This is a genomic window from Bradyrhizobium diazoefficiens (genome assembly GCF_016616235.1).
In the GTDB taxonomy this organism is placed as follows: domain Bacteria; phylum Pseudomonadota; class Alphaproteobacteria; order Rhizobiales; family Xanthobacteraceae; genus Bradyrhizobium; species Bradyrhizobium diazoefficiens_H.
Genome location: NZ_CP067100.1, coordinates 4,859,866 through 4,879,064 on the forward strand (window position 1 = coordinate 4,859,866; position 19,199 = coordinate 4,879,064).

The 19,199-nt window shown below is 64.4% G+C and carries 18 protein-coding genes; 9 read left to right on the forward strand and 9 right to left on the reverse strand.

What is annotated here, in order from left to right; genetic code table 11:
- Positions 1-2 precede the first annotated feature (2 nt).
- The 6 genes from JJB99_RS23270 to JJB99_RS23295 all read left to right on the forward strand — a co-directional run bounded on the left by JJB99_RS23270 (position 3) and on the right by JJB99_RS23295 (position 6,338).
- Complete coding sequence (locus JJB99_RS23270; protein ID WP_200494636.1) at positions 3-677, forward strand: HAD-IA family hydrolase; 675 nt, start codon at positions 3-5, stop codon at positions 675-677.
- 154 nt (positions 678-831) lie between these two features.
- Entirely contained in the window at positions 832-1,326 is a 495-nt protein-coding gene (locus JJB99_RS23275; RefSeq protein ID WP_200500259.1) for a hypothetical protein, read from the forward strand.
- Positions 1,327-1,444: 118 nt separating this feature from the next.
- Entirely contained in the window at positions 1,445-2,479 is a 1,035-nt protein-coding gene (gene moaA / locus JJB99_RS23280) for a GTP 3',8-cyclase MoaA (RefSeq protein WP_200494637.1), read from the forward strand.
- Between the two features lie 325 nt (positions 2,480-2,804).
- Positions 2,805-3,344, forward strand: a complete 540-nt coding sequence (locus tag JJB99_RS23285; protein WP_200494638.1) for a TRAP transporter small permease subunit — start codon at positions 2,805-2,807, stop codon at positions 3,342-3,344.
- Positions 3,341-4,942 (forward strand): TRAP transporter large permease, encoded by a 1,602-nt coding sequence (locus JJB99_RS23290; protein WP_200494639.1) that lies wholly within the window; start codon positions 3,341-3,343, stop codon positions 4,940-4,942. The genes JJB99_RS23285 and JJB99_RS23290 overlap by 4 nt, the downstream gene beginning before the upstream one ends.
- A 109-nt stretch (positions 4,943-5,051) precedes the next feature.
- Positions 5,052-6,338, forward strand: coding sequence for a M20/M25/M40 family metallo-hydrolase (locus JJB99_RS23295; RefSeq protein WP_200494640.1), 1,287 nt, complete (start codon positions 5,052-5,054; stop codon positions 6,336-6,338).
- Here JJB99_RS23295 and JJB99_RS23300 read toward each other — a convergent pair.
- The 9 genes from JJB99_RS23300 to JJB99_RS23340 all read right to left on the reverse strand — a co-directional run bounded on the left by JJB99_RS23300 (position 6,307) and on the right by JJB99_RS23340 (position 15,059).
- Complete coding sequence (locus JJB99_RS23300) at positions 6,307-7,737, reverse strand: sensor histidine kinase (RefSeq protein WP_200494641.1); 1,431 nt, start codon at positions 7,735-7,737, stop codon at positions 6,307-6,309. The two genes, JJB99_RS23295 and JJB99_RS23300, sit on opposite strands and share 32 nt — an antisense overlap.
- Before the next feature lies 1 nt (position 7,738).
- Entirely contained in the window at positions 7,739-8,413 is a 675-nt protein-coding gene (locus JJB99_RS23305) for a response regulator transcription factor (protein ID WP_200494642.1), read from the reverse strand.
- 290 nt (positions 8,414-8,703) lie between these two features.
- On the reverse strand, positions 8,704-9,792 hold the full coding sequence (locus tag JJB99_RS23310) for a TRAP transporter substrate-binding protein (RefSeq protein WP_200494643.1): 1,089 nt from the start codon (positions 9,790-9,792) through the stop codon (positions 8,704-8,706).
- A 215-nt stretch (positions 9,793-10,007) separates the two neighbouring features.
- Positions 10,008-10,235: a hypothetical protein gene (locus tag JJB99_RS23315; protein ID WP_200494644.1), complete on the reverse strand. Its 228-nt coding sequence runs from the start codon at positions 10,233-10,235 to the stop codon at positions 10,008-10,010.
- Positions 10,236-10,349: 114 nt separating this feature from the next.
- Positions 10,350-10,808, reverse strand: coding sequence for a hypothetical protein (locus JJB99_RS23320; RefSeq protein ID WP_200494645.1), 459 nt, complete (start codon positions 10,806-10,808; stop codon positions 10,350-10,352).
- A gap of 605 nt (positions 10,809-11,413) precedes the next feature.
- Positions 11,414-11,752 (reverse strand): YunG family protein, encoded by a 339-nt coding sequence (locus JJB99_RS23325; RefSeq protein WP_200494646.1) that lies wholly within the window; start codon positions 11,750-11,752, stop codon positions 11,414-11,416.
- Between the two features lie 373 nt (positions 11,753-12,125).
- Positions 12,126-13,217, reverse strand: coding sequence for a TRAP transporter substrate-binding protein (locus tag JJB99_RS23330; RefSeq protein ID WP_200494647.1), 1,092 nt, complete (start codon positions 13,215-13,217; stop codon positions 12,126-12,128).
- Between the two features lie 202 nt (positions 13,218-13,419).
- On the reverse strand, positions 13,420-14,556 hold the full coding sequence (locus JJB99_RS23335; RefSeq protein ID WP_200494648.1) for an Mrp/NBP35 family ATP-binding protein: 1,137 nt from the start codon (positions 14,554-14,556) through the stop codon (positions 13,420-13,422).
- 53 nt (positions 14,557-14,609) lie between these two features.
- On the reverse strand, positions 14,610-15,059 hold the full coding sequence (locus JJB99_RS23340; protein ID WP_246774948.1) for a VOC family protein: 450 nt from the start codon (positions 15,057-15,059) through the stop codon (positions 14,610-14,612).
- Positions 15,060-15,255: 196 nt separating this feature from the next.
- Between JJB99_RS23340 and JJB99_RS23345 the strand changes: the two genes are divergently transcribed.
- The 3 genes from JJB99_RS23345 (at position 15,256) to JJB99_RS23355 (ending at position 19,164) form a co-directional block, all read left to right on the forward strand.
- Positions 15,256-16,128, forward strand: coding sequence for an NAD(P)-dependent oxidoreductase (locus tag JJB99_RS23345; protein WP_200494649.1), 873 nt, complete (start codon positions 15,256-15,258; stop codon positions 16,126-16,128).
- Between the two features lie 22 nt (positions 16,129-16,150).
- The gene (gene nhaD / locus JJB99_RS23350) at positions 16,151-17,428 is read left to right on the forward strand and encodes a sodium:proton antiporter NhaD (RefSeq protein ID WP_200494650.1); all 1,278 of its coding nucleotides are present in this window, start codon (positions 16,151-16,153) and stop codon (positions 17,426-17,428) included.
- Positions 17,429-17,568: 140 nt separating this feature from the next.
- A complete protein-coding gene (locus JJB99_RS23355) occupies positions 17,569-19,164 on the forward strand; it encodes a sensor histidine kinase (protein WP_200494651.1) in 1,596 nt (531 codons plus the stop codon).
- Positions 19,165-19,199 lie beyond the last annotated feature (35 nt).

The window sequence follows — 19,199 nt, forward strand, 5'->3', positions numbered from 1 at the left end:
CCATGATCTCCCCTTACACCCTCGTTTTCGATCTCGACGGCACGCTTGTGGACACGGCGCCCGACCTGATCACCGCGCTGAACCACGTACTCGACCGCGAAGGGCTGCCGCCGGTGCCGATGGCCTCGGCCCGCAACATGATCGGCGCCGGCGCCCGCAAGCTGATCGAGCGGGGGCTGGAGGCCGAGGGCCGCAGCGTCACGCCCGCGGAGATGGACCGGATGACGGCGGATTTCATCGGCTATTATGCCGACCACATCGCAGTCGAATCCCGGCCGTTCGAGGGGCTCGAAGCCGCACTCGACCAGTTTGCCGCCCAGGGCCATCGCCTTGCGGTCTGCACCAACAAGCTGGAATGGCTATCCAAGAGGCTTTTGGACCAACTCGGCCTGACCCGCCACTTCGCCGCGATCTGCGGCGCCGACACTTTCGGGGTCCAGAAGCCGGATCCGACCATTTTCCGCGAGACGGTGGCGCGCGCCGGCGGAGAGGTCAAAGCGTCGATCATGGTCGGCGATGCCGGAACCGATGTCGGCGTCGCCCGCCGCGCCGGGGTTCCCGTGATCGGGGTCAGTTTCGGCTACACGGACGTGCCGATCGCCGAACTGAAGCCCGACCGGCTGATCCATCACATGCGTGACCTGCCGGCTGCCGCCCGCAGCCTGATGACGGCCTAGGACCATAAACTCCTGAAATAACTTGGGTTATTCTCCGGAACCCTGCGTTAACCATTTATTAACTATGCGCCGCCCGCCGGTTGCCTGCCCTCAGCGACCCTCATAAGGTCCGGTCGGGGTATGTGGCGGTTCGTCGCAGCAGAAGTGGATGGTTATGCGTCGTGTCATCGCGATTGCGTTAGCGGGAGCGAGCCTCCTGGGGGCAGCAAGTCTCGGTGGCTGCTCCTCAATGTCTTGGGACATGTTCAAATCGGCCCCGCCGACCGTCCAGGTCCGGCTCGAATCCAATCCGCCGGGCGCTGACGCCACGACCTCGCTCGGGCCGGGCTGCAAAACCCCCTGCTCGGTCTCGGTTCCCGCCCCTGATGCGCCGTTCACGGTCGCTTTCGCCCTGCCAAAATACCAGCCGGCCAGCGTGCCGGTGAACATGATCAAGAATCCCGGCGATTTCACCACACCCGCCTCGGTCACGACCGATCCGAATCCGGTATTCGCCGAACTTCAGCCGGCGGTGCCGCCCAAGCCGGTGAGGAAGCCGCACCGGCCGAAGAAGCCAAAATCGGCTGCAGCGGCGCCTGCCGTGGCACCGGCCGATGCTGCACCTGCCGCGGGCTCGCCGTTCCCCGATCCGAGCGCAGGCAAGCGCTGATCCGGCGCCAATCTGTGTATACCACCCGATTGTCCTTGCCGCGTCCGATGCTTAGATTGCTCCGACAGCACCGCTGAGCAAAGGTGCACCCGTTGCCGTCAATGACAAGGCGTTTGGTATGAACGGATCTCCTGCGAGCCCCCGCGCCGCGTTGTCGAGCGCCATGACCGATCCGTTCGGGCGGACCATCTCTTACCTGCGCGTGTCCGTCACCGACCGCTGCGATCTGCGCTGCTTCTACTGCATGTCGGAAGACATGACGTTCCTGCCCAAGGCGGACCTGCTGACGCTGGAAGAACTCGACCGGCTCTGCTCGGCCTTTATCGCCAAGGGCGTGAAGAAGCTGCGGCTCACCGGCGGCGAACCCCTGGTCCGCCGCAACGTGATGACGCTGGTGCGCTCGCTGTCGCGGCACCTTAAGAGCGGCGCCCTGAACGAGCTGACGCTGACCACCAACGGCACCCAGCTTGCGAAATACGCGCAGGAGCTCGCCGACTGCGGCGTCCGCCGCATCAACGTCTCGCTCGACACGCTCGATCCCAAGAAATTCCGCGAGATCACCCGCTGGGGCGAGATCGACAAGGTGATGGAAGGCATCGAGGCCGCGCGCGCCGCGGGCCTCGCCGTGAAGATCAACGCGGTGGCGCTGAAGAACCTCAACGAGGACGAGTTGCCCGAGCTGATGCGCTGGGCCCACCGCAAGGGCATGGGCCTGACGCTGATCGAGGTGATGCCGATGGGCGAGATCGGCTCCGGCCGCATCGACCAGTATCTGCCGCTGTCGCTGGTGCGCGCGCGCCTCGCCCAGCAGTTCACGTTGACGGACCTCGCCGAGAGTACGGGCGGCCCGGCGCGCTATGTCAGCGTCGCCGAGACCGGTGGCAAGCTCGGCTTCATCACGCCGATGACCCATAATTTCTGCGAATCCTGCAACCGGGTGCGCGTCACCTGCACCGGCACGCTGCACACCTGCCTCGGCCACGAGGACGCCTCGGACCTGCGCAAACCTCTGCGTGCATCGGATGACGACATGCTGCTTGCGGATGCGATCGACCGCGCCATCGGGCTGAAGCCCAAGGGCCACGATTTCATCATCGACCGCCGTCACGACCGCCCCAGCGTTTCCAGGCACATGAGCGTCACCGGCGGCTGACGGATTCGCGCCAGCGCCGCTAACCCAAGCCTTTGCGATCTTAAGCTTTTGCAATCTTAAGCTTTTGACCTGGCGTCAATTTGTCCATTTTCCGATTGACGGCACGTGACGCCGCTGATTTGGTGCGACCGCCTTTGCTTGCCCGGCAACATAAGCCGGCCCGCCCGTTGGCGGTCGCGGTCAAGACGGCAAGGCACGAGGGGAGGACTGACGCCGCAATCGCTCCGGACGACGATCCGTGCGGTCGCGTGCTTTTCGCACGCCGGCCCGGCGATGCGCGCTGAAGCCTCCCGTAAAGTGTTAGGCCGCGACGGAGATGAAGTAGATGCGTCCATTGCTGGCGGTGAGCAACGCCATCGACGCCCTCAATGAAAAGATTGGGTACGTCTGTAACCTGCTCGTGCTTCTCGCGTGCCTGGTTAGCGCGGCCAACGCCATGATCCGCTACGCCTTCAGCAACTCCTCGAACGGCTGGCTGGAGCTGCAATGGTACATGTTCGCGATCCTGGTGATGTTCGGATCGTCCTACACCTTCAAGCGCAACGAGCACGTGCGGGTTGAGATCTTCTATCTGACCCTGTCCGAACGCGGCCAGCTCTGGCTCGACCTGATCGGCACGCTGTTCTTCCTGATCCCCTCCTGTCTCCTGCTCGCCTATCTGTCGTGGCCGTTCTTCATGCAGGCCTATAACGTCGGCGAGATGTCGGGCAATGCCGGCGGCCTGGTCCGCTGGCCGATCAAGTTCGTGATCCCGGCCGGCTTCGTGATGCTGGCTCTCCAGGGTGTTTCCGAAGTCATCAAGCGTATCGCGGCTCTCCAGGGCTATGTGACGATCGACGCCAAGTACGAGAGGCCGACCCAATGATTACGCTGGAAATGATGCCGCCGTTGATGTTCGGCGGCCTGGTTCTGGCGATGCTGATCGGCTTCCCCGTCGCGTTCACGCTGGCGGCCGTCGGCCTCTCCTTCGGCTTCCTCGCCATCCATCTCGGTTTCTTCGACCTCAACTTCCTCCAGGCGATTCCCGGCCGCGTGTTCGGCAGCGTGCTCTCCAACGAGCTGCTGCTCGCGATCCCGTTCTTCACCTTCATGGGCGCCATACTAGAAAGATGCGGCCTCGCCGAGGACATGCTGGACTCGATGGGCCAGCTGTTCGGCCCGATCCGCGGCGGCCTCGGCTATTCCGTGATCATCGTCGGCTTCATCCTCGGCGCCATCACCGGCACGGTGGCGGCGCAGGTCATCGCCATGGCGCTGATCTCGATGCCGGTGATGATCCGCTACGGCTACAACATGCGCTACATCACCGGCGTGCTGGCGGCCTCCGGCACCATCACGCAGCTGGTACCGCCCTCGCTGGTCCTGATCGTGCTCGCCGACCAGCTCGGCAAGTCGGTCGGCGACATGTATCTCGGCGCCTGGGGCCCCTCGGTGTTCCAGATCCTGCTGTTCGCCGGCTACACGTTCGTGCTCGGCCTGATCAAGCCGGGCCACGTGCCGCCGGTGCCGCTGGAAGCGCGCACGCTGACCGGCTGGGCGCTGTGGAAGAAGTGCCTGATGGGCATCATCCCCTCCGCCGTGCTGATCTTCGTCGTGCTCGGCACCATGATGATGGGCCTTGCGACCCCGACGGAAGCCGGCGCCATGGGCGCGGTCGGCGCCATCGTGCTCGCCGCGATCCACCACAAGGACTTCACCTCGACCGACCGCAAGGTGCTGGTCGTCGGCGTCGTCGCCGCCGGCATCGGCACCATCGTCGCGATGCTGTTCACCGAAAACCTGATCTTCAAGCTCGCGTTCGCGGTGACCTACCTCGCGGTGGCCTGGATCTGCATCTCGGCCGCCCGCATCCCGGACCTGCGCGACCTCATCAAGCAGGGCTATGAGTCCACCATGCGTCTCACCTGCATGGTGACCTTCATCCTGATCGGCTCGACCTGCTTCTCGGTGGTGTTCCTCGGCGTCTCCGGCGGCGTCTGGCTGGAGCATCTCTTGACCTCGCTGCCCGGCGGCGTCTGGGGCTTTTTGATCTTCATCAACCTCTTCATCTTCTTCCTGGCGTTCTTCCTCGACTTCTTCGAGATCGCCTTCATCATCCTGCCGATGATCGCGCCGATCGCGCAGAAGATCCTGGGACCGGTCGTCGGCGACGGGCCGGCGCTGATCTGGTTCGGCGTCATGCTCTGCGTCAACATGCAGACCTCCTTCCTGCATCCGCCGTTCGGCTTTGCGCTGTTCTACCTGCGCGGCGTCGCGCCGAAGGAAGTGAAGAGTTCCGACATCTATTGGGGCGCGATGCCCTGGATCGGCCTGCAGATGATCATGGTGCTGATCGTGATCGCCTTCCCCATCACGGTGACCGGCCTGCTGGACAAGCCGCTCAACGTCGACCTCGACAAGGTCAAGATCGAGGTCCCGCAGATCGACCTGCCGCCGCTGGATCTCGGCCCGCCGCAGAAGTAGCGGTCGCGCCCCTCGTCGTCATGCTCCGTCCCGGCGGAGCATGACGCGCGTGACACGTGCGGCAAACACGGGCATACCGGACGTTCCTCAAGCTTTGGGAACGCTGCGCATGGCCCGACTGCATCCTGCTCCGCTCGCCGGTTCGCTAATTGCCTCGCTCTGGCTCGCCTGTGCCGCCACCGTGGCGCATGCCGAGCCGGTGGCCGATGTTCAGGCGCTGGCGCAGAAGGAGCAGCAGCCGCTGCTCGACACCCTGCGCGATCTCGTCAACATCGAAACCGGCAGCAGGGACATCGAGGGCCTGAACGTGATCGCAGGCCGCGTCGCCGACCAGCTCAAGCAGCTCGGCGGCACGGTAGAGATCATGCAGCCGACCGACATCTATCGCCTCGACGACACGCCCGGCAAGATCGGCCCGGCCGTCCACGCCGTGTTTAGGGGTACCGGTACCAAGAAGATCATGCTGATCGCCCACATGGATACGGTGTACCTGAAGGGCATGCTGAAGGACCAGCCGTTCCGGATCGACGGCGACAAGGCCTACGGCCTCGGCATTGCCGACGACAAGCAAGGCGTCGCGCTCATTCTCCACACCGTCGCGATGCTGCAGAAGCTGAATTTCAAAGACTACGGCACGCTCACGGTGCTCACCAACGGCGATGAGGAAATCTCCTCGCCAGGCTGGCGCAGCACCATCACCAAATTCGCTTCCGATCAGGACGTGGTGTTCTCGTTCGAAGGCGGCGGCACCGACGGCACGCTGCGGCTCGCCACCAGCGGCATCGGCTCGGCCTATCTCTCGGTGACTGGCCGATCGTCGCATGCGGGCGCAAGGCCCGAGGGCGGCATCAACGCGCTTTACGAGCTCTCGCACCAGGTCCTGCAGATGAAGGACCTGTCCAAACCCGAGCAGGGCCTGAAGCTGAACTGGACAGTTTCCAAGGCCGGAACCAACCGCAACGTGATCCCTGCCGAAGCCACCGCGCAAGCCGATGCACGCGCCTTGAAGGTGTCGGATTTCGACGAGCTGGAGAAGACGCTCCAGGAGAAGATCAAAAATCACCTGCTGCCGGATTCCAAGGTCCAGCTGAAATTCGAGGTGCGCCGTCCGCCGTTGGAGGCCAACGAGGCCTCGCGCCGCGTGGCGGCCTACGGCAAAACCATCTATGAGGAGATCGGATTGCCGCTGAAGGTCGACGAGAAGGCAACCGGCGGCGGCACGGATGCTGCCTTTGCCGCGCTTGAGACCAAGGGCGCCGTGATCGAAGGCATGGGCCTGTCGGGCTTTGGCGCGCACTCCAATGACGCCGAATATGTGAAGATCGACAGCATCGTGCCGCGTCTTTACCTGACCACGCGCATGATCATGGATCTGTCGACCGGCAAGCTGAAATAACGGCCTTTCTCCCTTTTCCTTCTCCCCTTGAGGGAGAGGGTGCGGCAGCGCTCTTGTCCGCCAGCCTGAATCGCAGCGTGAACTCGGCACCGCCGCCGGGGAGATTGTCGACCGCAACCGTCGCGTCATGATCCTCGGCGACGCCCCGCACGATCGAAAGGCCAAGGCCCGCGCCGTCAGAGCGCTGGCGGTCGGCCCGCCAGAAGCGCTGAAAGATCAGGTCGCGCTCGGCCTCGGTGATGCCAGGGCCGCAGTCGCGCACGCGCACCGAACCGTCGTCCCCCACTTCGACGTCGACCGCCGTATTCTTCGCCGTGAACTTGATGGCGTTTTCGGCGAGATTGAAGATCGCCCGTTGGAGCATCTCGGCATTGCCGTGGATCAGCACCGGCGCATCGGTGCCCCTCAGCGCGATGTCCTTGTGCTGGGCGATCGCGAGCGGCGCGATCGAACCGACCACCTCGGCGCAGACGGCGCGCAGATCCGCGGTCTCGCCGGGATCGAGCACCAGCGTGTCGAGCTCGGCGATCTCCAGGAGCTGGGCGACGATCCGGCTCATGCCTTCGATGTCGTCATGCAGCGCCTGCCTCGTGGCGCTGTCGCCGAGCGTCTCGATCCGCGTCCGCAGGATCGTCAGCGGCGTGCGCAGCTGGTGGGCGGCATCGGCCGTGAACTGCCGCTGCACGCGAAAGCCGTCCTCGAGGCGGTCGAGCGCCTGGTTGACCGCGGTGACGAGCGGCAGGATCTCGCGCGGGATCTGCTCGGTCGGCAGGCGGATGTCGGTGCGTGCCGGGCCGATATTGCTGGCCTCCTCGGACGCCTTCCACAGCGGCGCGATCGCGCGGCGGAAGATGACGATATCGATGCCGAGCAGGATCAGCAGGACCGGAATGGTGATCCATCCGACCCGCCGGAAGAAGTTCGAGATGATGTCGTCGATGATGACGTCGCGGTGCGCGAGGTCCTCGGCGACGCGGATGCGCACGACCTTGCCGTCGATGATGCGAATGACGCTCGCACCGGAAATCGTCTCTGACAGCGGCGGCGCCTGGACCGCCGCGCCGGTCTTGCGGCGGGACGAAAACAACAAGCGGCCGTCGGCATCGCGAATATCGTACAGATACCGGCCGTAGGCTTCCGAGTAGAGACCACGAAGGCTGTCCGGCAGATTGAACGTCAACTGCCCGTCCGGCTGCGCCACGATGCGCTCGGCGAGCACCTCGGCCTGCGCGCGCATGGCATCGCGGTGCAGCTGGTCGACTTCCGAATTGAGCAGCCAGAACAGCACCAGCGGCAGGAAGATCGCGACCACCGCGACCGCCACGATGTGCAGGAACACGATGCGCCAGATCAGCGACTTGAATGTCGGCGATCGGCCATAGGCCGGCGCGGCGGCCACGCTATTTCTCCTCGGCCATGAGATAGCCGACGCCGCGGATGGTGTGGATCACGACCTTGGCGCCGTGTTCAGTGAGCTGCTTGCGCAATCGCGAGACGTAGACCTCGACCGCGTTGGAGGCGACCTCGCCTTCGAGGCCGAAGATGTGGTCCTCGACATTCTTCTTCGGCACCACCCGCCCCTGCCGGCGCAGCAAGATCTCCAGCACCGAGGTTTCGCGCGCGGAGATGATCCGCGGCTGGTCGTCGACGAAGATCTGGCGGCTCTCGGTGTCGTAGACGAGGTTGGCGAGAGACAGCGAGCGGCCGAGCAGCTGGCCCGGCCGGCGCAGGATCGCCTCCAGCCGCGCCACCAGTTCCTCCATCGCGAACGGCTTTGCCAGATAATCGTCGGCGCCGCTGCGCAGGCCGCTGACGCGATCCTGCAGGCCGCCGCGCGCGGTCAGCACCAGCACCGGCAGCGGCTCCATCTGGCGGCGCAGCTCGCGCAGCACCGACAGCCCGTCGCCGTCCGGCAGGCCGAGGTCGAGGATCATCGCGGCATAGCTGACGCTGCTGACGGCCTCGCGCGCCTCGGCGGCGCTGCCCACGACGTCGCTCTCATAGCCGGCCGCCGCCAGCCCGCTGGCCACAAGCCGCGACAGCTCGGCATTGTCCTCGACGATCAGAAGGCGCATCGTAGTCCCGACGGATGTTCCGGTGTCCCCGCGCGGCTCGCGCCGCTTCCGGCTCTCTTCCACCATTCCGCCCGCTTCGGCCAGCGAAAAAGTGCCCGGCGGCCGGCCGCCCGGTCAGGTTCGTGTAAGCCGGACGGGAACGCCTCGTCTGCGAAACAGCCACGATGGACTAACGTCCCGCCGTGACGGCGTCCTACCGCGCTCCCCGCTATTTCGTCGCCGCCAGCTCCGATTGTAGCTGTAGCAGCAACGCCCCGGAGCCTACATCCCGGGGCGCTGCATTCGACCGATCAGCTCTGCGAGCGCCGCGCCATGAAGATGTCGTAGCCGACTTCGGCGACCTGGAACCAGGCGTAGCCGTCGCCGGAGAATTTTGCCAGGGAATCGTGCACCTTCTTGAAGTTGGCGTTGCTCGCGCCGACCTCGGCATGCAGCTCCTTGGCCGCCTTGTAGCAGGCATCCATGATCGAGGGCGAGAAGGCGTGCAGCTTGGTGCCGCTTGCGAGCAGCTTCTTCAGCGCCAGCGGATTGGCGGCGTCGTAGCGCGCCATCATGTAGTTGTTGGCGTAGTGGCCGGCCTGCTCGAGCACGCTCTGGTAATATTTCGGCAGCGCGTTCCATTTGTCGAGATTGACGAAGGCGAGCAGCATCGGCCCACCCTCCCACCAGCCGGGATAGTAGTAATGCGGCGCGATCTTGTAGAAGCCGAGCTTCTCGTCGTCATAGGGGCCGACCCATTCGGCGGCGTCGATCGTGCCCTTCTCCAGCGCCGGGTAGATGTCGCCGCCGGCGAGCTGCTGCGGCACCACGCCGAGCTTCTGGAGCACGCGGCCGGCGAAGCCACCGATGCGGAATTTCATCCCGCTGAGATCCTCGGGCGTGTTGACCTCTTTCCTGAACCAGCCGCCCATCTGGCAGCCGGTGTTGCCGGCGAGCAGCGAGACGACGTTGTAGCTCTTGTAGAACTCGTTGAGCACCTCGCGCCCGCCGCCCTGCATGTACCAGGCCTGGTTGATGCGCATGTTGGGGCCGAACGGCACCGAGGAGCCGAAGGTGAAGGTCGGATCCTTGCCGAAATAATAGTAGGACGCGGTGTGGCCGATCTCGCAGGTGGCGTTCTGCACGGCATCGAGCACCTGGAGGCCCGGCACGATCTCGCCGGCCGCGAAAGTCTGGATCTGGAATTTGTTGTCGGTCGCCTCCGCAACCATCTTGCTCATCATCTCGGCGCCGCCATAGAGCGTGTCGAGCGATTTCGGCCAGCTCGTCGGCATGCGCCATTTGATTTCCGGCATCGTCTGCGCGATCGCGGGAGCAGCTAACGTGGCGGCGCCGGCCGCACCAAGTCCTGTAACCTTGATGAAGTCTCTTCTCTTCATGGTGTCCTACCCTGATGGATGGTGATTGTGAGCCTTCTTGCCGAGGCTTGAGCGCAGCATGGCGCAGCGCCGGGTCGAACGCCATCGTGATCGCACTGCGGCAAAGAAAAAGCCGGCCCTGAGATTGGGGGTGGGCTGCTTTGGCCGGATGACCGGCCCTCGTTAGTCGGTAAGTCCGAGGGTCCGCTTGTGGGCCCAAGCGGCCTCATCCTGCCTCAAGCTGGCTGGAAGCAACGTCCCGGCGTTCCGGCTTCAAAAGTGCCGCGAGCAATAGCGGTGCCATCGACCAGCAATTTGACGTCCAGAACAAGGAAACCTGTCAGGGTAATGGATGATGCGGCGACCGGAATTGCCAGCGCCGCGAAGGCCAATTTGAGAGAGCGCTTTACCGGCATGGTGGAGAGCAGCATCAGCGGGTTGGCCAGCCAGCCGATATGCCCCACCAAAATTCCCAGAGGTCCCCAGCGAAACCCATCGACAGCGCCCGACGTGAACGTGATGGGTTCGCTTCGCTCTACCCATCCTGCGCGCCAGACCGCCGCGGATTCGAGATGCTGCTAGCGGAAATTGCGTGCGTTGAGCGGATGCTTGTGATTGGGCACAGGACCAAATTCGCTGCGCGCTGAAAGCGAAAGCGGCTTTGTCGAGCACGAAACCATGTTCGTGCTGATATTCAGGTCGCAGTCGTCATAATCCAACCTCACCGGTCGCTTGCAGGTGTTCTTCAGGCTGTACCAGTTGACGCCGGGAGCTTTCGGCCAGGCCTTCTCGACGACGCACTGGTTTGGATCTGATGGTGAAGCCGAACTGACCGGTGCTGGCGGCCGAACGGCACTTGCAGGTGCCGCGGCAACCGGCTTCGGCACGGGAGTCGCCGTCGGATCCGGCTGCGTTCGATCCACGCCAAGGATGTCGGCCGTCACGTTCTTCGCTGCTGAGCCAAGATCCCGGGAACGTGCGCTTGCCGGTGTCGCTCCGATCCGGACAGCGGTGGCGGCACCGCCATTGGTGGACATGGACTTGCCATCCGGCTCCAGCGTGTAATTCCACGTCCCCCCGCTATTCGTATAGGTCAGTACGTTTCCCGAGCAGGTCCAGGTCCCCTGAACACAAGCCCAGTGCTCGCTGCACAACGCTCTGCCGTCAGGAAGGAGCGTGCCTCTGTTGCCACTGCCTGAATGTCGCCAGTCACCGATGAACTTGGCTGCGCAGCTCGACGGTGGAGCGGCCTCTGCAACCGCAGCGCCGGCAAGCAGGAAAAAAAGAACAACTGAATATCTCATTGCATCCCCAAGGAAACAGGATGGAGCATGACGACCCAACCTGGGTTTCGCACCTAAGCTGCCCAAATGTCGCTGATCCGATCAGATTCCGATCGCGATCGCAACTGCGGTCCCCGACACAGATTCGGCGCTGCGCGACAATTTCGGATTAAGCGATCGTCCCTTCTGCCGCTGTTTTGCCCGACCTTCAAACCGCTTCGCTGGTCGGCTGGACACCGAGCACCTGTCGAAATGGCTCGGAAGCCAGTGGCTGGTTGAGCGAAGGCCGGGCTATACGCTAGGTATCGTGCTGCTCGGCCACTCAACCGGCGGGCTGATGAGGTCCGCTTCCGCGCTACCTATCGTTCGCTCTGAAAAGCTGTCCTCAGTTCTGCCAGTTGCTCGCCGGTTGCTCCCAACTCCGCGTCGGCGCGATCCGTCGGGACGTCCATATAAACGATCGGCGCATCGAACTGGCACGCCGTGAAGTCGTACCTATGACCTCCAATCCGATTGTAGAAATGGTCGCCGGCTGGCAGCGGCGTCTTCAGCAGGTCACCGCCGAAGAGTTCGTGGATCAGTAGCGAGGTGACGTTGCATTGTCCCGCCGCCGGATTGCCCGCCGTCCATTTGCTGGCCGTCGACAGCGACCACGCCTTACGCAGCGCGCGCTGGATGTCATCGGGATCGAAGCTCATCGTGCCTCCTCCAACTATCGGCGGCAGGCCGATTTCGGATTATGCGATTTTCACCTTATGCCACTGTTTTGCCCGACGTGTCAAACCGCCTCGCCAGTTGGCCGAGCCCCAACGCCATCCCTCGTCGTTGCGGTCGCGGTCACAGAATCGGCGCGCCGGCACCGGCGACTCCGTGATCGCAGTGTCCCGCTCAATTGCCCCGTCGCATCAAGCTGTTGGGAGCGTCGACGAGACAACGCGCCCTCACCTCATTTCTACTGTGCATGGGGTTGTTTTCGATATTTTTTGTGTGGGCACCTTCGGATCCGCCGCAGCATAGAAAAAGCCCGGCCTCTCGGAGGCCGGGCTTTCCGATTGCGACTTGCTGGAAAGATCAGCCGCGGGTGCGCGAGCGGATCATGAAGCTGTCGAAGGTGTACTCGGCGACCTGCCACCACAGATATTCGTCGGAGCGGTAGGCCTGCATGGCGTCGATCGACTTCTTGAAGTCGGCGTTCTTGGCCGAGATCTCCGCCCACAGCTCGTTGGTCGCCTTGAGGCAGGCTTCCAGCACTTCGTTGGTGAAGGGACGCAGCTGCGTACCGCCGGCGACGAGGCTCTTCAGCGCCTTCGGGTTCTGCATGTCGTAGCGTGCGGCCATCCAGCTGTTGGCGTTGGCCATCGCGTTGGTCAGGATCGCCTGGTAGTTCTTCGGCAGCGAATTCCACTTGTCGAGATTGGTGAAGGCGTGGACGGTCGGACCGCCCTCCCAGAAGCCCGGATAGTAGTAGTACTTGGCGACCTTGGCGAAGCCGAGCTTCTCGTCATCGTAGGGACCGACCCACTCGGCCGCGTCGATGGTGCCCTTCTCCAGCGCCGGATAGATGTCGCCGCCGGCGAGCTGCTGCGGCACCACGCCGACCTTCTGGAGCACCTGGCCGGCGATGCCGCCGATGCGCATCTTGAGACCCGAGAGATCCGCAACGGTCTTGATCTCCTTGCGGAACCAGCCGCCCATCTGGGTGCCGGTGTTGCCGCAGGGGAAGCCGATCACGTTCGACTTCTTGAAGAACTCGTTGCCGAGCTGCTCGCCGCCGCCCTGGTACCACCAGGAGTTCTGCTGGCGCGCATTGAGGCCGAACGGCACCGAAGCGTAGATCGCCCAGGTCGGGTCCTTGCCGACATAGTAGTAGGAGACGGTGTGGCACATCTCGACCGTGCCGTTCGAGGTCGCATCGAGCGCCTGCAGACCGGGGACGATTTCACCGGCCGCGAACACCTGGATCTGGAACTTGTTGTCGGTCATCTCGGCGACGTACTTCGCCACCTGCTCGCCGCCGCCGTAGATGGTGTCGAGCGACTTCGGGAAGCTCGACGTCATGCGCCATTTGATCTCGGGCGAGGACTGCGCGATCGCCGGCGAGGCCACCGCGGCGGTCGCCGCCGCGCCTGCTGCCGACACTTTCAGGAAATCACGACGCTTCATCTTCAGGTCTCTCCTTGCTGGGGCGTTTCCCCTCAACTTCTCTTCTTGCCGCTGCTCATTCCGGCGACGCCTTGCCGCGTCGAACCGAAGGGCCTCTGACTGCCGTGGGCGTTTAACACGGCCGGGGCGCTTTCGGAACGCGACATTGACAGGACGGGGCTCTACGAAAGTCGCATGTCCCCGGAGGATGGGCCTGACAGCCTCAGGCTGCAGCGATGACGCCCTTGAGCTGGTCCCGGACCTGTCCCGCAATGGCGCGGTAGATCGCCGCATGAGGCCCGTCCGGCTCGCTGTCGACGACGGGATTGCCGGCATCCGAGCTGGCGCGAATCGCCATGTGCAGGGGGATCTCGCCCAGGAACGGCACCTGCAGCTTCTCGGCCTCATGCCGCGCCCCGCCATGGCCGAAGATGTCGGATTTCGTGCCGCAATGCGGGCACTGGAAATAGCTCATGTTCTCGACGATGCCGAGCACGGGCACGTTGACCTTCTTGAACATCGCAAGCCCCCGCCTTGCGTCGATCAGCGACAGGTCCTGCGGGGTCGAGACGATCACGGCGCCCTTCAGCGGCACGTTCTGCGCCAGCGTGAGCTGGGCATCGCCGGTGCCCGGCGGCATGTCGACGACGAGCACGTCGAGCGTGCCCCATGCGACATCGCGCAGCATCTGCGTCACCGCCGACATCACCATCGGGCCGCGCCAGATCATCGCGGTCTCTTCCTCGACCAGGAAGCCGATCGACATGATGGCAAGGCCGAAACGACGCAGCGGAATCATCTTGCGCTCGCTGTCGAGCTCCGGCTTGTCGTGCAGCCCGGTCAGGCGCGGCACCGAGGGGCCGTAGATGTCGGCGTCGAGCAGCCCGACCTTGAGACCGAGGTCGCGCAGGCCCAGCGCAAGGTTGAGCGCGGTGGTGGACTTGCCGACGCCGCCCTTGCCCGAGGCGACCGCGATGACCGCGGCCACGCCCGGAATCTCGGACTGCCGCGCCATCGGCGACCCGCCGCCCTGCGGCGGCTTGTGGGCATGGACCGGCTGGACGCCGGGCGTGCCGCGGCTCGGCTGCGGGGGTGGCGGCGGCGCGGAGCCCGGCTTGCGCTCGGCGGTCAGCGCGACCATCACGGTGGTGACGCCGGGAATGGCGCGCACCGCGGCTTCGGCCTCGGCCCGGATGGACTCCCAGGCCCGCGCCTCGGCGGCATCGACATTGATCGAGAAGAACACCTTGCCGTCGGACGCGCTGATCGCGCTCAGCACATTGGCATTGGTGAGCGCGACCCCGCGCGGCGACTTGATCCGGGCGAGGCTGTCGAGAACCTGTTGCTGCGTCACGCTCAAAGCGCATCTCCTAGATTTCAAGATGCCCCATTAGAGCGGAAACGCCCAAAAGGCTACTGCCTGCCGATATCGTCAGCCATCTCGGCGGGCGCGGCCCCCTGCTCCCTGGCTGCCTCGTAATTCAGCTCGATCATCACCCCGTTAGGGTCGTGGACGAAGATCTGCCAGAGCTCGCCGCCGGGCACCTGGCGGGAGTCGAATGTCACGCCCTTCGAGGCCAGCCGCTGCTTCATGCCATCGAACCCGCGGCTGATGAAGGCGACGTGGTGGACAACGCCGGAATCCGGCTTTTGTGGCTCGGCGGTTTGGGAAATATCGACGAGGTGCACCACCGGCTTGCCCTCGCTGTACATCCAGGCGCCGGGGAAGGCGAAATTCGGCCGAGGGCCTTTTTCGAGGCCCAGCACGTCCTCGTAGAAGCGGACCGTCTCGGCCAGATGCCGGGTCCGGATGTTGAAATGATCGAGCACGCCAACGCTCACGCCGCCCAAAGCCGCACCCATGTCTTCGCTCCCTTTTTTGAAGTCCTTGGTGAAGTCCCTAAAGGTCCCTCCATCCTAGCACAGGGCGGCGTCGAACGAAGCCGTTGCCCTCCGGCCGCAAGGGTTTATGGTGCGGCCGAACCGCCGCAATGGCGGAACCGGCGCGCCCTCGCCCGGCAAGAACCGTAAAACCCAAACTACGGACAAGGTACCACACATGGCTAAAGTCGCTTTCCTCGGTCTCGGCGTGATGGGCTTCCCCATGGCCGGACACCTCGTCAAAAAAGGGGGCCATGAGGTCACCGTCTACAACCGCACCGCAGCCAAGGCGAAGGAATGGGCGGACAAGTTCGGCGGCAAGACCGCGGCGACCCCGAAGGCCGCCGCCGAAGGCCAGGATTTCGTGATGTGCTGCGTCGGCAACGACAATGACCTGCGCGCGGTCACGATCGGCGCCGACGGCGCCTTCGCCGGCATGAAGAAGGGCGCGACCTTCGTCGACCACACCACCGCCTCCGCCGAGGTCGCGCGCGAACTGGATGCCGCCGCGACCAAGGCCGGCTTCAAGTTCGTCGATGCCCCGGTCTCTGGCGGCCAGGCCGGCGCCGAGAACGGCGTGCTGACGGTGATGTGCGGCGGCGCGCAGGATGCCTATGCCGGCGCCGAGCCGATCATCACCGGCGCCTATGCGCGGATGTGCAAACTGCTCGGCCCCGCCGGAAGCGGTCAGCTGACCAAGATGGTGAACCAGATCTGCATCGCCGGCCTCGTGCAGGGCCTCTCGGAAGGTATCCACTTCGCCCAGAAGTCGGGCCTCGACGTCGCCGCAGTGATCGAGACCATCTCCAAGGGCGCCGCGCAGTCGTGGCAGATGGAGAACCGCTACAAGACCATGAACGAGGGCAAGTACGATTTCGGTTTCGCGGTCGAATGGATGCGCAAGGACCTCTCGATCTCGCTGGCTGAAGCCCGCCGCAACGGCGCCAACCTGCCGGCGACCGCGCTGGTCGACCAGTTCTACGCCGAGGTCGAGAAGATGGGCGGCAAGCGCTGGGATACGTCGAGCCTGCTCGCGCGCCTCAATCGCTGACATCTGAGGGACTGCTCCCGCCTTGCTGACCGCAATCGCCGTCATCTTCGTTGTCGCTTATGCGGCGATTGCGCTCGAGCATCCGCTCGGGATCAACAAGAGTGCCAGCGCGCTGATCGGCGCCGCGTTGCTCTGGACGGTCTACGCGATCGTCACCGGCGACCCCGCGCTGGTCAACCACGCGCTCAACGAGTCGGTCGCCTCCACCGCGCAGATCGTGTTCTTCCTGATCGGGGCGATGACCATCGTCGAGGTCATCGACGCCCACGATGGTTTCGAGGTCATCACCTCGCGCATCAGCACGACCAGCCAGGTTCAACTGATGTGGCTGGTCGCTTTCGTGGCCTTTGTGCTCAGCGCAATCCTGGACAATCTGACCACCACCATCGTGATGGTCTCGCTGATCCAGCGGCTGATTGCGAAGCGCGAGGACCGGCTGCTGTTCGCATCCCTCATCGTCATCGCGGCAAATGCCGGCGGCGCGTGGACCGTGATCGGCGACGTCACCACGACCATGCTGTGGATCGGCGGACAGATCACGCCGCTGAACATCATGGGCGCGGTGTTGCTGCCCTCGCTGGTCAATCTGCTCGTTCCGCTCGCCTTCCTCAGCTTTCTGATCAAGGGCAAAACCATCGCGCCGCCGCCGAAGGACGACGGCTTGCGGGTCGTTGAGGCATTCGAACGCAACCTGATGTTCTATCTCGGGCTCGGCACGCTGATCGCCGTGCCCGCCTTCAAGACGGTGACGCATCTGCCGCCCTTCATGGGCGTGCTGCTCGGGCTCGGCATCGTCTGGCTGGTCGGCGAGGTCGTTCACCGCGGCAAGGACGAGCATGTCCGCCATCCCCTGACACTGGCGCACGCGCTGACGCGGATCGACATGGGCTCGATCGTGTTCTTCGTCGGCATCCTGCTCGCGGTCGCCTGCCTCGAACATGCGGGCCTGCTCACCATGCTGGCCCGATGGCTGGAGGCGACGATCGGCCGCCAGGGCATCATCGTCGTCGTGCTTGGCCTGCTCAGCGCGGTCATCGACAACGTGCCGCTGGTGGCCGCGACCATGGGCATGTACGATCTCGCCCACTACCCGCCCGACAGCTTCCTCTGGGAGTTCATCGCCTATTGCGCCGGTACCGGGGGGTCGATCCTGATCATCGGCTCGGCCGCGGGCGTCGCCGCCATGGGGCTCGAGCGGATCGAGTTCCTCTGGTACGCCCGCCGCATCGCCGTCCCCGCGCTCGCGGGCTATCTGGCAGGGGCTGTGGTCTATGTCGCGCAATATGCGGCGCTGCATTGAGCGGCAAGCGCGCGGGCAGAAAATTAACGCTCGGTTAACGTAATTCTTTAGCTGCTTAAGTCACCTCTTAAGGATTTCTTGCCACAGATAGACAATGCAGAAGGCCCGCCTCGCGCGGGCCAGGAATCGTTGTTGTTTCGATGAGTAACCCCGCTGAAAAGCCAGAGGTTGTGCAGCTTCCGGCCGAGCCGGTCAGCGCTCCGTCGGCGAGCAGCCGAAGGGCCGCGGCGCAGCGGGTGCGCGAAGCGCGCGACAAGTTAACGTCGAGCAGCGGAACCCGGCCCGCCTTCGACGCCGAGATGCTGCGCCAATATGCGCAGACCCGGCTGTCGGCCTCCTATGTCGTGATGCTGCTGGTGGTTGCCACCGGCGTGCTGTTCGGGCTGTGGATGCAGCCGATCCCGGCCGCGGCCTGGACCTGTGGCATGGTCTGCATTCACGCCGCGATGATCCGCAGCTGCCGGCGCTTTTTGGCGGAGCCCGCCTCACCGACGTCAACGCGCGCCTGGCGGACGCGTTTCGTCGTGCTCGATCTGCTCTATGGCCTGTGCTGGATGGCGATCCTGATCCATCCCGTGCTCGACATGGTCACGGAAACCCTGATGATGTTCCTGATGCTGCTGGTGATCGCAGTATCGAGCATGCTCGCCGCCAATCTTCCGATCGCAGCTCTCGCCGCCACCGCCCCGGTCGCGGTCGCGATGGCGCTGAGCTTCGTGATGATCGGCTCGCTGGACAATTACATCCTGGCAGCGCTCGCGCTCGCGGCCGAAGGTTATTTCGTGCTGCTGGCGCACCGCCTGCACTCCTCGACTTTCGCCACGCTCGAGGCGCGTGCCGAGAAGGACGCGCTGATCGGCGAACTGGAACAGGCAAAAGCAATCTCGGACGAAGCACGCCACCGCGCCGAATCCGCCAACGTCGCCAAATCCCGTTTCCTCGCGCAGATGAGCCACGAGCTGCGCACGCCGCTGAACGCGATCCTCGGCTTCTCCGAGGTGATGAAGAGCGAGATCTTCGGCGCGCATGCGGTGGCGGTCTACAAGGAGTACTCGGCGGACATCCATAATTCCGGCGTGCACCTGCTCAACCTCATCAACGAGATTCTCGACCTGTCGCGGATCGAGGCCGGGCGCTACGAGCTCAATGAGGAAGCGGTGTCGCTGGTCGGTATCGTCGCCGACTGCCATCATCTGATGAAGCTGCGCGCCTCGAGCCGCGGCATCACCATCCACGAGGTGTTCGAGCAGGCGATGCCGCGGCTGTGGGCCGACGAGCGCGCGATCCGCCAGGTCGTGCTGAACCTGCTCTCCAACTCGATCAAGTTCACCCCGCAAGGCGGCGAGATCTGGCTCAAGGCCGGCTGGACCGCGTCGGGCGGACAATATCTCTCGGTGAGAGATTCCGGCTCCGGCATCCCAGAGGACGAGATCCCGGTCGTGCTCGCCTCGTTCGGCCAGGGCTCCAACTCGATCAAGTCGGCCGAACAAGGCGCCGGGCTCGGCCTGCCCATCGCCAAGAACCTGATCGACCTGCATGGCGGCACGTTCACGCTGAAATCGAAGCTGCGCATCGGCACCGAGGTGATCGTCACCTTCCCGCCGGAGCGGGTGATGAGCGCGCTGGCACCGATATCGGACGAATCTCCGCCGCTCCAGCCGGAGAGTTCTGTGCTTCCCGACGAGAAGCGCCGGCCGCGCCACAAGCCGATCATGAGCGCTGGCACGGGCTCCTGACGAGATGCTTGCAGAAATGCCCGACCATCCCTCAC